The organism is Pedococcus sp. NPDC057267, from assembly GCF_042668795.1.
Classification (GTDB): domain Bacteria; phylum Actinomycetota; class Actinomycetes; order Actinomycetales; family Dermatophilaceae; genus Pedococcus.
On the sequence record NZ_JBHUYG010000110.1, the window covers coordinates 1 to 13,780 of the forward strand.

Below are 13,780 nucleotides of genomic sequence, written 5' to 3' on the forward strand. Positions count from 1 at the left end.
CCCGCTCACCCGAGCGGGCGGCATACCGCTGTCGGGGGAGGGTGTCGTGGGCCAGGGCCCGTTCAGCCAACTGCACGAGGAGGCGGGCTTGCGGACCTACCAGGAGCGCAGTCGTCCCGTCGCTCGACGGCCGTGCCCTCCTCGATGGATGCCGCGGCAACGGCGTCCACCGAACCGCGCCCTTCGGACAGGCTCCAGCCCGCCACCAGGAGCGCGGCGCCAACCAGGAAGAAGTAGTTGAGGAACGCCTGCTTGGACAGGAGCACCATCGCCCCGAGGCTCAGCGCCACCGCAAGACTGAAGGAAGCCACGGACGGTGGAAGCCGCCAGGCGAGGACGCACGCGACCGCGAACCCCAGCAACAAGGCCGTCGGCCCCAGCCATGAGGGCGGGGCCAGGTGGAAGTGTTCGATCACGACCACGGACAGGCTGCTCGCGTCCGGGCGGTAGGGCTGGATGAACTGCCATTCGACGACCGAGCGCCAGAACCGGCCCGGGTTCCATGCGATGAACGGCAGGGTCGTGACGAGCGGTACGGCGCAGACCAGGAGCCACCTGCGAGGTGTCGCGTAGGGACGCAGGAGCCACAAGAGGGGCAGCAGGACGGCGAAGTACTGCTTCGAGACGAACAACAGCCCCAGGCACACGGCCGCGGTCGCGAGGTGGCCTCGGTGCACGGCGACCACAACGCAGGCGAGCAGCAGGATGCTGATCGACTCCGTCCACCCCACCGCCAGGAGCAGGCCGACGCCGGGCGTGCAGACGAGGCTGATTGCCGCGGCTCGGCCCGCTGGCCTCCGAGCCAGGGCGAGCAGCATGAGGGACGCTGCGGCGAGCGCCGCGACGCCCGCCAGCCGCGCGTCACCCAGAAAGCCACCGATCGTGGCCGTCAGTGCGATCAGCGGAGGGTAGGGAAAGCCATAGGTGAGGACACCGCCCTCGACCACGCCCGGACCGTAGAGCCGCGACGACAGGCTCGGGTCGTACAGGTCGCGGAAGACCACGGCATACGGATCGGAGCCATGGGCCAGCGCGTCCGCTGCGCCCTGGAGGAAGAAGGCGACGTCGACGGTCGGGCCGTCGTGAAGCGCACGCACTGTGGACGCGACCAGCATGACGACCACCGGGACGGCGCCCATCAGCTTCGTGCGGAGCGAGGTCTCGGAAGCGTTCACGCTGATGACGGCCGCCAACGACGCGACGGCGGCTACGCCCACGGACAGGGGGGTGGCGAGGTCGGCCTGGGACAGGGTCAGGGCGGCGCTGAACCAGACGATCAGACCGAAACCGACCATTCCTGCGCCAACGAACGGGACCGACGCGACTCCATCGAAGGGGGGGCGGGGGGAGCCCCTGGCGATGGTCGCACGCGCGATCAGGCCGCCCACGATGATGGTCATGAAGAGGACGCACAGAGGGGTCGTGCCCGCCACCGACTGCGCCAAGAGGGCGGCTACGAGCAGGAGCGAGCCCGCGGCCGAGAGTGTGTGACCTTGGAGAGTGGAAGACCTCATGCCACCAGCGTGGCGGTGTGGTCCCGCGTGGCTGTCAGAAGGTGATCGGCATGCGGACGGCTCGTGGCACGGACCAGTAGCTGGTAGGAGAACATCCGCGGCGCGAGGCGGATCAGGAAGGCGTTGACCGCGCTGGCACCACGACCGAGCCAGCCGTCGCCCAGCACCTTCGGGAACGGCGCCGGGATTCCCACCAGCTCGTCGATGCGGAAACCGGCGTCGCCGACCAAGCTCCGCAGGGACCGTGCGGTGAAGAGTCGGGTGTGCGTCCTGTCGAGGATGCCGCTGTTGCCGTAGTTGAACTGCCCCAATCCCAGCATGGCCCTGGTGACGACGAAGGCGATGTTGGGTGTCGTCAGAATGAGCTCCGTGGGCTCAGGCCCGAGCTGGTACCGCAGGTCCGACAGGAAGCCCTCAGGATCGTTCAGGTGCTCGATGACGTCCAGCAACAGCACCTGGTCGTAGCCGTCCAGAGGGAGGTCCAAGGGGGCGTTGAGGTCCATGGTCAGGGCTCGAACCCGGGGATCCACGACCGTCGGACGGAACTTGTCCGCCGCTGTCACCGTGACCCCGGAGTCGGCAAGCACGGTGGCAAAGGCCCCCGGCCCGGCTCCGAGGTCCAGCACGCTCGTGCCGGGGGAGGTGCGTCGCAGGGCCTCGGTGTGGCTGCTCCGGTACCCCAGCTTGAGGTCGTAGTGGCCGTTGGACGCCTCGCCGATCGGTTGCAGACGACGTGAGTGCAGCACGCCACGCCGGTGAAGGGCGTTACGCGTCGTGGCGAGCATGACCTGCCACGCGTAACGCATTCCCTCGACTCGGCAGATCTCGTCACCGTAGAAGGTGGGAATCGGCATCTCGGCGATCCGCTGGTCCGCGTTCAGCAGCTGCAGGATGATCTCCGTGTCGAACGGGAAGCCGTCGTCGTTGGCGTCGAATCGGACCGTGCGCAACGCCTTCGTGCTGTAGAGACGGTACCCGCTGTGCCACTCGGACAGCGCGGATCCGGTGAGGCGGTTCTGGACCGTCGACAGGATCCGGTTGCCCACGTACTTGTACAGGGGCATCCCGCCCCTTCGAGCGGCCCCGGGCGAGAGCATGCGACTGCCGAAGACGACGTCCGCCGTGCCGTCGACGAAGGGCTGCAGGAGCCGCGGAAGCTCCTCGGGTGCGTACTGGCCGTCGCCGTGGATGAGGGCAACGACGTCGAAGCCGTGGCTCAGGGCGTAGCTGTATCCGAGCTTCTGGTTCCCTCCGTAGCCCTGGTTGGCGGGGTTCCGGAGCACCGTGACCGGCAGCTCTGGGTGGCTGGCCGCGTAGTCGTGGCCGATCGAGAATGTCCGGTCGCTGGACGCGTCGTCGATGACGAGGACCTCGCAGTCGAATGCCCTCAGGACCTCGCGGGGGATGCGGTCGAGCACCGCCGACAGGGTCGACTCAGCGTTGTAGGCAACGATGAAGATGAGCGTCCGGATCCGAGACATGCGGTGGAGTCTGCTGAGCCACACAGCGGCGCCGGAAGGGTTCTGGGGCAATGTTGCCCATTCGGCTGATGAGACCTCGTCCGCACGACTCCCTACGGATCCGCGCACGCACTCATACGAACAGTCGAATCGTGGTCATACCTGCGTTCAGACTGGTCGGACGTGGCGAGAGCGGGGTCGAATGTGCGGTTGAGTGTGGCCCAACGACTGCAGGGCTCGCCGATGCTGACCTGACGGTGGTGCAGAGTCAGAGAGGAGCGCGACATCAACAGACCACCGCGGGTCGTGGGGCCCGGGCGGCTTCCGACCCACGCGCGGCTGGGATGGTTCGTCGCGGTCGTCGGCGTCCTGGTGGCCCTCCTGCAGCGCTGGACGACGCTGGGACACTGGCACCCCCTCGACCTCGAGGTCTACGTCGCCGGGGGGCGTGCGGTACTCGACGGGGTCGACCTCTACTCAGTCGTCGTGACCAACGGTCTGAACGGCATCCTCCGGTTCACCTACCCGCCCTTTGCCGCCATCATCTTCGTGCCGCTTGCTCTGCTGGGCGCTGCTGCCGGCTTCATGTTCACGGCAGTCTCGGCTGTCGCCTACGTCGTCGTCGTTGTACTCAGCGGACGCTCTGCAGGGCTCTCGCGGTGGCAGACCGGGTTCTTGCTCGCGCTCGGGCTGGCCCTCGAGCCCGTGCAGCGCACGATCCTGTTCGGTCAGGTGAACCTGGTGCTGATGGCGATGGTCCTGCTCGACACGCTGGTGGCGCGCAGCCGTTGGCGTGGGGTGCTGCTGGGCCTGGCCGCTGGGGTCAAGCTCACCCCTGCCGTCGTGATCGTGTGGTACCTGCTGCGCCGTGAGTACCGGGCTGCGGCGACGGCCGCAGGCACGACGGCAATGACGGTGGTGGTCGGCTGGGTCCTCCTGCCGCGGGACTCCCGAACCTTCTGGTTCCACACGCTCACGGCCCGGGGAAGGTTCGGTCCCGAGGTCAGGCTCTGGGGAAACCAGTCAGTCAGCGCCGTCCTCGACCGCGCGACCCAGTTGCACGACGTCCCCGCACCGCTGCTCACCGCTCTGACGGCGACACTGTCGCTGGTGCTCATGGCCCTTGCCGTACTCGCGGCGCGTCGGGCGGTACGGGTCGGCAACGACCTCGCGGCCCTGGTCGCCATCGGGTTGGGCGGCCTGCTGGTGGCGCCTGTGAGTTGGACCCACCACTACGTCTGGGTGATGCCGGCCCTGGCCGTGCTGCTCGGGGCCAAGGCCTGGTTCCCTGCGGGACTCACCGCAGTCGTCTTCTTCCTCCCTCCGATGTGGGCCCTTGCCGCCCGACCCAACCAGGCCCTCGGCTACACCGTGCCTGACCTGCTCCTGTCGGCGGCGTGGGCCCTGTGGTCCATGGGTCTTCTGGGGTGGCTGCTACGAGCGCGCGCGGTGGCGCGCGGTACCACGTCGGACACGGGAGGCATGACGCCCACCACCCTCGACGACGGTGACGGACGTCCGCTGCTCGCGTCTCGTGTGTGAGAATTCGACGAGGAACGCTGGACCAACGGTTGGGGAAAGGGCTGACGCGTGAACGGTCGCGTGCTCATCGTCGACGACGACCTGGCGCTCGCCGAGATGCTGGGCATCGTCCTGCGCAACGAAGGGCTCGATGTCACGCACGTGGCTGACGGGGCCGGGGCCGTGGCCGCGTTCCGCGACTCCAAGCCCGACCTGGTGCTGCTCGACGTGATGCTCCCCGGGCTGGACGGCATGGAGGTCTGCCGTCGCATCCGCGCCGAGTCCGGCGTGCCGATCGTGATGCTGACCGCCCGGACCGACACGGTCGACGTCGTCGTGGGCCTGGAGTCCGGCGCGGACGACTACGTGGTCAAGCCGTTCAAGCCGCAGGAGCTGATCGCCCGCATCCGTGCCCGGCTGCGCCGCGGTGAGGAACCCGAGCCCGAGCGCCTCGAGATCGGGGACCTGAGCATCGACGTCGCCGGTCACTCGGTGCGGCGCGACGGCCAGCCGCTGTCGCTCACGCCGCTCGAGTTCGACCTGCTCGTGGCGCTCGCGCGAAAGCCCTGGCAGGTCTTCACCCGTGAGGTGCTCCTGGAGCAGGTCTGGGGCTACCGCCACGCCGGTGACACCCGCCTGGTCAACGTCCACGTGCAGCGCCTGCGCTCCAAGATCGAGAAGGACCCCGAGCACCCGGAGATCGTCGTGACGGTCCGTGGGGTCGGGTACAAGGCGGGGCCCGGCTAGTCGTGTCGCTCTCGCCCGGCCCATCGCCCGTGAGGTCGCCGGAGGGACCGGCGGGCTCCCCGGGCGCCGGTACGTCCTTGCTCACCCGCGGGCGCGGGCTGTACGACCGCACGCGGCCGGTCGTCCGGCGTTGGCTGCGCCGCCTCGTGCACGCCTGGCGGCGTTCGCTGCAGTTCCGTGTCGTGACGAGCACGATGCTGCTCGGGCTCGTCGTCGTCATGCTGCTGGGGTCGTGGCTCTACTCCTCGATCTCCGACGGCCTCGAGCAGGACCGGATCGACACCGCACAGGTCGAGGCCGCCCGGCTGAGCAGCGACATCCAGCGCCAGTTCGACAGCACCGACCGCACCGGCAGCGCCGGCCAGCTCAACCTGTTCGCCCAGGACCTCATCCAGAAGACGGCGGCACAGTCCGGCGACACCGAGCGGTACCTCGTCTTCACCCGCACCCTCGGGAACTCCCGCCCCACCTACGTCCAGACGGTCGAGTCCGGGGCCGTCGGGCTCGCGGAGCTGCCCGACGACGTACGGGCCGCGGTCCGCGCGGACCCGCGCAGGCAGCAGGTCCGCCTCATCGGCATCACCGACCCGGCGACGAGGCAGCGGGTTCCGGCGGTGGTCGTCGGCTCGCAGGTGGAAGTGCCGGTCGCCGGCGCGTACGACCTCTATGCCATCTACCCCATGCAGCGCGAGGAGGCGACCCTCGGCCTCATCACGCGCACCTTCGCCATCGGCGGCGTGGCACTGGTCCTCCTCGTCGGCGCGATCGCCTGGGTCGTCACCCGCCAGGTGGTGCTGCCCGTCCGGCGGGCTGCCGTGGTGGCCGAGCGGTTGTCGTCGGGCCGCCTCAACGAGCGCATGCGCGCCCGGGGCGAGGACGACCTGGCGCTGCTTGCCAAGTCCTTCAACGAGATGGCCGACAGCCTGCAGGCCCAGATCCGCCAGCTCGAGGGGCTGTCGCGGGTCCAGCAGCGCTTCGTGTCCGACGTCTCCCACGAGCTGCGGACGCCCTTGACGACCATCCGCATGGCCGCCGACCTGATCCACGACTCCCGCGCAGAGTTCGAGCCGGCGGTCGGGCGGTCGGCCGAGCTGCTGCACGCCGAGCTCGACCGCTTCGAGGAGCTCCTCGCCGACCTGCTCGAGATCAGCAGGTTCGACGCCGGCGCGGCGGCCCTCGAGGCGGAGGACGTCGACCTGCGCGACGTCGTCGCCAGGGCGGTCGACTCCGCGCGCGCCCTGGCGGAGCGCTGGGGCACCGTCATCACCGTGACCACGGGGGAGGGCCGGATGTCGGCCGAGGTCGACGCGCGCCGGGTCGAGCGGATCCTGAGGAACCTGCTCGTCAACGCCGTCGAGCACGGCGAGGGGAAGCCGGTCGATGTCGCGATCGCGAGCAACACCACGGCGGTGGCCGTGACCGTCCGCGACCACGGCGTCGGCCTGCGCCCGGGTGAGGCGGCCCTGGTGTTCAACCGCTTCTGGCGTGCCGACCCGGCACGGGCGCGCACCACGGGCGGCACGGGCCTCGGACTCGCCATCTCCCTCGAGGACGCCCGGCTGCACGAGGGGTGGCTGCAGGCCTGGGGCGAGCCGCGCAACGGTTCCTGCTTCCGGCTCACGTTGCCGCGCCGGCAGCACGTCCCCATCAACGAGTCGCCGTTGCCGCTCAAGCCGGACGACGGACGCGGACGCCCTGCGACAGGCGCGCCGCCCGGGGTCGGGCGGCCAGGGGCTCTCCGGGCCCAGGTCCACCCCGGTCCGCTGGCCAGGAGCCCCGAATGAGGGCGGGACGGCTCGCGGCGGTGGCCTGCGTCGCCGCGCTGGCCCTGTCCGCGTGCGGGGGGCTGGCGACCAGCTCCCCGGTGCGGCCGGGGCTCGAGGTCGGCGACGTGCAGGCCAACGAGGTGAGGGTCCTGCCTGCCGGCCCCAGCGACGGGTCCAGCCCCGTCGACGTCGTGACCGGCTTCATCCGGGCCGGCGCAGCGACGGACGACGACTACCAGGTGGCCCGCTCCTACCTCGCTCCCTCGCCCGAGTCGACGTGGAGGCCGGACGGGTCGGTGATGGTGTTCACCGACGAGTCCTCGCTGACCATCACACAGGTGCGGCCCGGCGTCGTGCGTGCGACGGCGAAGGTGACGGGTGCCATCGACGCCTCCGGCCGGTATGCCGAGCGCGCGCCGGGTTCGGTCGCGCAGGCCGACTTCGGCCTGCGGCAGGTCGGTGGCCAGTGGCGCATCGACCGGGTGCCCGACAGCTTCGGCACGTGGCTGAGCGAGTCCGACACCGACCGCCTCTACGACCCCTTCCGGGTCTACTTCGAGTCGGCCACGGCGCGCCAGCTCATCCCCGACATCCGCTACTTCCGCCTGGCCAGCGGCCTGGCGACGCGGCTGGCCCGCGCGCTGCTCGGCGGCGTCCCGGCATACCTCGCGGGTGCGGTGCGCACCGAGCTTCCGTCGGGGGCGCGCCTGGCCGTGGACGCGGTCCCCATCGACAGCGGCACGGCGACCGTCGACCTCGCCGCCACCAACCCGGTGGCCGACCCCGCGCAGCGGCAGGCCCTCGCCGCCCAGGTGCTGGCGACGGTGACGCAGGCACCGGGGGTCGACAAGGTCGTGCTCCAGGTGGACGGCACGACGCTGCAGGTGCCCGGGGCGCCGACGAGCCTGGACTCCCTGAGCGCGTTGGGGTTCCTCACCGAGACCGCGCCGGCGGTCAAGCCCGTCCTGCGCACGGGGACCTCGTTGGTGCGGGTCGACCCCGAGCAGGTGGGGGACCCGGCACGCAACGCACCCCGTCCGTCCGGCTCCAACCTGCCCGACATCCCCGAAGGGTGGGCCTACCTCGCGCTGTCGCGCACCGGGCAGGAGATCGCCGCTGTCAGCGGCGACCGGCGGCAGCTGTCGCGGTGGCGCGGGACGACCCAGCTCACCGTCTCGGAGGTCGACGGCGACCACCTCAGCAGCCCGACGTACGACGTCCGCGACATCCTGTGGGTCGGGGGCCACGCACCGGGTGGGGGGCGCATCTGGGTGCTCAACACGTCGGCACAGACGGCGGACCGTCCGCCCGGCCCCCCGGCTGCCGTCTCGGTCCCGTGGCTCGGCGACCGGATGGTCGTCAGCCTGCGGGTGTCCGACGACGGGCAGCGTGTTGCGGTGATCAGCACGAACCCGTCGGGGCAGGATCCTCGGCTCGACGTCGCAGGCGTACGACGCCAGCCGGACGGCACGCCCACCGCCCTGTCGACGCCGTTGACCCTCGCGCCGTCACTCACGCTGATGCGGGACGCGGTCTGGGTCGACGACTCCACGCTCGCCGTGCTGGGTCGCAAGTCGGCGAACCAGGTCGTCCGTCCGTGGTTCGTCCCCTTGGGCGGCCCCATCACGGCGGGTCCGGGACTCGCCGGCGCCGTCGCCATCACCACCGTCAGCGGTGAGCGGCAGCTCGTCGTCACGACCGACGCGGGAGAGGTCTGGATCCGGGCGGGGAACTCGTGGCAGAGCGTCGGCAAGGGAACCGGGTTCCTCGTCGCCGCACGGTGATGTGCGCGCCGGGTGACTTCGGCCCGGTGAACGGGTGTCCGCGCCCGTCAGGGCATGGCGAACTGCTGGCTGATGGGGCCGATGACGAGGAAGTAGCGGATCCAGTACCACTGCAGGTACAGGCCGGTGGCCGCCAGGACCCCGAGGGTCACGCGGTGGGCCCAGGGGACGGGGACCCGGTTGGGCAGCACCCAGAACAGTGGGAAGGCCAGCAGCATCAGGCGGAAGATGCTGATCGCAGCCGGGGCCACCGCGAAGAGGTACGTGGGGTAGGCCGCCGCCCACGCGCGCAGCTCGGGCCCCCACGCCGGGCCGTCCCGCCTCAGCACGAGCCAGAGGATAGCCGCGAGCACGACCGCGACCACGAGCACCCCCGTCGCGCCCGCGAGCTCGTCTCCCACGCTGAACAGGCCCAGGGGGCCGGTCGTTGCCGGGTGGTTGCGCCAGGCGCGCTGCGTCGCCGTGAACGCGTCGAGGTGACCGGTGGCGACGGCCGCGACCAGGGGCCAGAGCCCGGTGATGGCGACACCTGCGGCGAGGGTGGCGAGGGACCGGGCTTCCCACCGGCCAAGCCGCCTCCGCTCGACCACCGCGACCACCACGAGCACGACGACGAAGGGGGCCACGACGTGGCGGGTCAGGCCCAACCCCAGGAGGGCGAGCACCGTCAGCGCGTACCGGCGACGGCGCAGCAGGAGCAGGGCCGAGGCGATGAACAGCAGCGCCGGTCCCTCGGTGTACGCGACCTGCAGCACGGGGGCGGCCATGCTCGTGCAGAGCAGCAGTGAGGTCGCCCGCGCGGGGAAGCGGCCCGCCGTCTCCGCCACGAGCCGGTGGACGAGCACGACCGCGACCAGCGAGCACAGCACCGTCACGACGGTGGCGACCACCGGGAAGCTGGCTCCGGTCACGGCCATGAGCCCGCGCACGGTCAGGGGGTAGAGCGGGGCAAAGGCCCACTCGTTGCGCCAGACCATCCCATCCTGCACCGGTAGGGCCGACGGGTAGCCGTGCTGGGCGACCGCCGCAAACCACTGAGCGTCCCAGTTCGTCGCCACCCCGAGGTAGCCGGGGGAGGCGGGGGTCGGGATCGACACCTTGTAGTCGTGGATCGACCCGTCGAGGGCGATCTGGTGCCGTGAGGCCAGCACGATCAGGGCCCCGTCGAAGAGGCGGGTCAGAACGAACGCGATGACGGGCCACAGCCACCAGCGGCGATCCAGCTCGCGAAACGGGGTTGGCGCCGGCGCAGGCCCTGCGTCGGGTAACGCCCCACCCGACGTCGGCCCCGGGTGCCACCCGGTCGGGGCCGGGTCGCCGGAGAGCTGACTGGACGCGGCCGTCGTGGGTACGGCCCGTGGCTCCTCCCGGGTGGTCACTCTCCCACCCCGGGTGCCGCCATCAGCACGAACTGGGCGCTCGTGGCCACGGTGCGCCAGCCGCGCTCGTGCGCGAGGGCGTCGCCGATCGCCGAGGTCCGCTCGACGAGCGCGTAGCGCGCGCCGACGCCGTCGACGAAGGCCTGCCACCCCGGCTTGGCGTTGCCTGCGTCGAGGTAGCGCGCGAGGTAGGCCGGTGAGTACGCCTCCATCCGGAGGTCGGCCGCCGGCGTGAGCTCCGGGTGGGCGTACAGGAGCCACCCGCTCACGCCGAAGTCGGCCATCACGACGGAGTGCGGGGCCGCGTGGTCCAGTGCGGTGTCGATCGCCCGCATGCCCTCGGGGTACCCGAACGCCGTGCGGCCATGGGGGCCGACGCACGCGAGGGCGGCGACCAGTGCGGCGGCCACCACGCCGGCGACCAGGCCTCTGCGCTCGCGTCGCGTGACGCCCTCACGGTCCCCGGTCAGGACGCCCTGGAGGCCGGAGCAGAGCAGGGGGGCAGTGAGGATCGCGCCGAGCGGCACGAGTCGCCACATGGACAGCGTCAGGACGACGGCCAGGCCCAGCCACGCGTACTGCCACATCGGCCGGCGGGACGGACGCAGGAGCCAGCAGACGGCCGTGGCGACGATGGCACCGACGGTGGTGATGGCGAACGCGTTGCTCACCGGGGTCGGCGCCCACTCCTCGGCCACGCCCGCGGCGTTGCCTGCGACGGTGAACGGCGCCAGGAGCAACCGCGGACCGAGCGGCGTCAGGGCAACGACTGCGACGGACGCGGCGTGCAGGGCGGCCGAGCGGGTCAGGTGCGTCCGCAGTGTTCCCATGCGCACGGCGCGGGGCACCAGGGCCAGTGAGGTGACGACACCGAGCAGGATCCCGAACATCCACAAGCCGTGGCAGCAGGCCCACAGCCAGAAGACGGGGACCAGCCACCACCGTGGGCGCAGGTCCTGCACGGTGGACAACCATGCGTGGAGGACCAGGGCGAAGAGCACGAAGCTCACGAGCTGCGGCCGAGGGTTGAGACTGGCGCTCGCGCCAAGGACCGCGGCGCCCGACGCGAGCGCGGCGGGAAGCCTGCCCCCAAGGCGTCGGCACGCGGCATACACGAGCAGGGCCATGGCGAGAATCGCGACCGTCCGCAGCCACAGCACTCCGCCGAGGCCGGTCCAGCGGTACACCTGCGCGGCTACGGCCTCGGTCAGCCACTGGGTGGCCATGTAGGGCTTGTCCGCGAACCGGGCCCAGGGGTCCGGTCCGTACAACTCATGCGAGTCAAGGATGTGCTCGCCTACTCGCAGGTGCCACCACACGTCCGGCTCGAAGAAGGGTGCCAGCCCGCGGAGCAGCGCAACTGCGAAGACGAGGCCGGTGGCAGTGGTCGCGAGGAAAGCGGGCGTGTGCCGCGGGGAGCTCACGGCGCCACCAGGAGGGAGTAGCCATCGCTGGTCCCGACCGTGCGCCAGTGCCACTGGTCGGTCAGCGCCGAGGCCAGCGGTGCGTCCTGCTTCACCAGCGCCGCACGCGTGGAGGTGCGCTGCAGGTATGCCGACCAGCCCGGCTGGGCCCGGAGGGCGGCGATGAAGCCGCGCACGTGGGCGGGGGGGTAGACCTCGACCCGAATGTCGAAGACAGGACGCAGGCCCGGCGCGGCGAACAGCACCCAGCCGGACATGTCACCGTCGACGACCACGTGGGTGCCCACGGGGAGCGCCCGCAGGGAGGACGCCAGGGCCACGGGCACGCCCCGGGCATCGCGTGCGCGCACGGCTGCCAAGGGAGCCGCCAGCAGGAGGGCGACGAGGGTTCCGGCCAGCAGGCCCGCCACCTCACGGCGAGGGAGGCGGCGGGGGACCGGCGAGCCAGCCTCGGGACCGGCCGACAGTGGGTCATGCGACAGCGCTCGCTCGGGTACCGCCTCCGTCAGGAGGAACGCGGCAAGGATCGCAGCGACGGGCACCGTCCGCTGCATCACCAGCGTGAGAGCGATGGCAGCGAGCCACATGAGCAATTGCCACGCCTCCGGACGTCGACCCGAGCGTGCCCACAGGGCGAAGACCGCGGCGAGGGCCACCAGTGTGAGTGCCACGGACGGGGTCCTCGCTGAGGAGGCCATCCACTCGCTGACGAACTGGCGAGCGTTCCCACCCACCGTGAGGGGAGACAGGGTGAGCCTCGGCCCCAAGGGGGTGAGGGCGGTCACGGCGACGCAGGCAGACAGGCACACCACCATGCGGGAACGCTCACGAGGCTCGAACGTGCGGGCCAGGACCAGGCCGGCCACGACAAGTGCGCCCAGCCCCAGCCCGATCGACCAGACCCCGTGCACGCACGCCGCCAGCCAGGTGAGGGGCACCAGCCACCAGCGCGTCCGACCGTCGTGGGCACTGGCCCACCAGGCGCCGATCGTGACCACGAGGAGGACGAAGCCAGCGACCTGCGGCCGTTCCGTGAGGGCGGGCCACGAGCCGGCCAGTGCCAGCAGGCTCAAGGGAAGGGTGAGCGCCGGGCGCGCAAACCGGCGCAGCCACAGCAGGAGGGCCAGTGCCAGGGCGACGATGCCCGCCGTCCGACTCCACGCAACGGCGGGCAGGCCCCACGTCGCGTACAAGCGCGCCGTGACTACCGACGGAAGCCACTGCGTCGGCTCGTAGTGGCCTTGAGCAAAGGGCGCCCAGGGGTCCACGGCTCCGAACCGCCCACCGTCGAGGAGGTACTGGCCGACCTTGAGGTGCAGCCAGGGGCTCGGATCGGAGACTGCACGAGTGGTCAGCGCCACGGCCGCCAGCACTGCGGCTGCGGCGAGTGTCCAGACGAAATCGGGCAAGCTCCGCATACGGGACGCGCGGAACATGGTCACCACCCTCGCGCGTCGGGAAGGTGCCGGGCAAGCGCAGGGTTAGTCCATCACCCGTTTGTCTGATCTCGGCGGTGCAAAGGTCTAGTCGTGAGTGGCTTGACAGGGGATTTGCCGGACCCCTGCAGATTGGGAGTCTTGCTGCCGCAGACGCCCGTCTGCCCACCCAGTTGGTCTCGAAAGGACTCACAGACATGACCAAGTTCGTTGCCAAGCTCCAGGCCCGCATCGCCACCCGCGAGCAGGGTGCCACCGCCGTGGAGTACGGCCTGATGGTTGCGCTCATCGCCATCGTCATCATCGCCGCCGTCACCCTCCTGGGTGGCAACCTCAAGAGCCTCTTCAACACCGTCGCCACCTCCGTCTGACGACGCCTATCGCCAGACGCGACCGACAGCACGGGTAGTCCGGGCTGCACTTCGAAGGGAGATGCAAGTGTCGAAGTTCATCGCGCGGTTCACGGTTCGTGACGAGCAGGGTGCGACGGCCGTCGAGTACGGCCTCATGGTCGCCCTGATCGCCATCGTGATCATTGCCGCGGTCACCCTTTTGGGTGGCAACCTCAACAGCCTGTTCAACACGGTCGCCACGAGCGTCTGAGACTGACCAGCGGCATCGACGGGTCGTTTGCCGCGCACCACGAGGAGAGGGTCATGCACGATTGCAGCAGCACTGACGGTCTCGTCCACGACGAGATCCTGCAGGGCGTTTCCTCTTGGGGTCTCCTGGTGCGCGGTCTCCGCGGT

The 13,780-nt window shown here is 70.9% G+C and carries 11 protein-coding genes; 6 read left to right on the top strand and 5 right to left on the bottom strand.

What is annotated here, in order from left to right:
* Positions 1 to 62: 62 nt before the first annotated feature.
* Both ACFUC1_RS17965 and ACFUC1_RS17970 read right to left on the bottom strand, forming a co-directional pair.
* The gene (locus ACFUC1_RS17965; RefSeq protein ID WP_379122244.1) at positions 63 to 1,388 is read right to left on the bottom strand and encodes a hypothetical protein; all 1,326 of its coding nucleotides are present in this window, start codon (positions 1,386 to 1,388) and stop codon (positions 63 to 65) included.
* Positions 1,389 to 1,510: 122 nt separating this feature from the next.
* The gene (locus ACFUC1_RS17970) at positions 1,511 to 2,995 is read right to left on the bottom strand and encodes a glycosyltransferase (RefSeq protein ID WP_379122246.1); all 1,485 of its coding nucleotides are present in this window, start codon (positions 2,993 to 2,995) and stop codon (positions 1,511 to 1,513) included.
* Between the two features lie 285 nt (positions 2,996 to 3,280).
* Here ACFUC1_RS17970 and ACFUC1_RS17975 point away from each other — a divergent pair, with 285 nt between their 5' ends.
* The 4 genes from ACFUC1_RS17975 (at position 3,281) to ACFUC1_RS17990 (ending at position 8,792) form a co-directional block, all read left to right on the top strand.
* On the top strand, positions 3,281 to 4,516 hold the full coding sequence (locus ACFUC1_RS17975; RefSeq protein ID WP_379122248.1) for a glycosyltransferase 87 family protein: 1,236 nt from the start codon (positions 3,281 to 3,283) through the stop codon (positions 4,514 to 4,516).
* 48 nt (positions 4,517 to 4,564) lie between these two features.
* Positions 4,565 to 5,242 carry an MtrAB system response regulator MtrA gene (gene mtrA, locus ACFUC1_RS17980; RefSeq protein WP_379122250.1) on the top strand — a complete coding sequence of 226 codons (678 nt, stop codon included), beginning with the start codon at positions 4,565 to 4,567 and terminating at the stop codon, positions 5,240 to 5,242.
* A 77-nt stretch (positions 5,243 to 5,319) separates the two neighbouring features.
* Positions 5,320 to 7,026 carry an MtrAB system histidine kinase MtrB gene (gene mtrB, locus ACFUC1_RS17985; RefSeq protein WP_379122252.1) on the top strand — a complete coding sequence of 569 codons (1,707 nt, stop codon included), beginning with the start codon at positions 5,320 to 5,322 and terminating at the stop codon, positions 7,024 to 7,026.
* Positions 7,023 to 8,792, top strand: a complete 1,770-nt coding sequence (locus ACFUC1_RS17990) for an LpqB family beta-propeller domain-containing protein (RefSeq protein WP_379122253.1) — start codon at positions 7,023 to 7,025, stop codon at positions 8,790 to 8,792. The genes mtrB and ACFUC1_RS17990 overlap by 4 nt, the downstream gene beginning before the upstream one ends.
* 47 nt (positions 8,793 to 8,839) lie before the next feature.
* Here ACFUC1_RS17990 and ACFUC1_RS17995 read toward each other — a convergent pair whose 3' ends face one another.
* The 3 genes from ACFUC1_RS17995 to ACFUC1_RS18005 are packed head-to-tail and all read right to left on the bottom strand — an operon-like array spanning position 8,840 to position 13,004.
* Positions 8,840 to 10,171 (bottom strand): mannosyltransferase family protein, encoded by a 1,332-nt coding sequence (locus ACFUC1_RS17995; RefSeq protein ID WP_379122254.1) that lies wholly within the window; start codon positions 10,169 to 10,171, stop codon positions 8,840 to 8,842.
* On the bottom strand, positions 10,168 to 11,595 hold the full coding sequence (locus ACFUC1_RS18000; protein WP_379122255.1) for a hypothetical protein: 1,428 nt from the start codon (positions 11,593 to 11,595) through the stop codon (positions 10,168 to 10,170). Before ACFUC1_RS18000 ends, ACFUC1_RS17995 begins: the two co-directional genes overlap by 4 nt.
* A complete protein-coding gene (locus tag ACFUC1_RS18005) occupies positions 11,592 to 13,004 on the bottom strand; it encodes a hypothetical protein (RefSeq protein ID WP_379122256.1) in 1,413 nt (470 codons plus the stop codon). The genes ACFUC1_RS18000 and ACFUC1_RS18005 overlap by 4 nt, the downstream gene beginning before the upstream one ends.
* Before the next feature lie 224 nt (positions 13,005 to 13,228).
* Between ACFUC1_RS18005 and ACFUC1_RS18010 the strand changes: the two genes are divergently transcribed.
* Together ACFUC1_RS18010 and ACFUC1_RS18015 are read left to right on the top strand one after the other, a co-directional pair.
* Positions 13,229 to 13,402, top strand: coding sequence for a Flp family type IVb pilin (locus tag ACFUC1_RS18010; protein WP_379122258.1), 174 nt, complete (start codon positions 13,229 to 13,231; stop codon positions 13,400 to 13,402).
* A 67-nt stretch (positions 13,403 to 13,469) separates the two neighbouring features.
* Positions 13,470 to 13,634 (top strand): Flp family type IVb pilin, encoded by a 165-nt coding sequence (locus ACFUC1_RS18015; RefSeq protein ID WP_379122260.1) that lies wholly within the window; start codon positions 13,470 to 13,472, stop codon positions 13,632 to 13,634.
* The last annotated feature ends 146 nt before the right edge of the window (positions 13,635 to 13,780 follow it).

What these genes read in the sequence shown, in the direction of transcription:
- ACFUC1_RS17990 (WP_379122253.1), top strand. Translation starts at nt 7,023, where the DNA reads ATGAGGGCGGGACGGCTCGCGGCGGTGGCCTGCGTCGCCGCGCTGGCC.
- ACFUC1_RS17970 (WP_379122246.1), bottom strand. Translation starts at nt 2,995, where the DNA reads ATGTCTCGGATCCGGACGCTCATCTTCATCGTTGCCTACAACGCTGAG.
- ACFUC1_RS18010 (WP_379122258.1), top strand. Translation starts at nt 13,229, where the DNA reads ATGACCAAGTTCGTTGCCAAGCTCCAGGCCCGCATCGCCACCCGCGAG.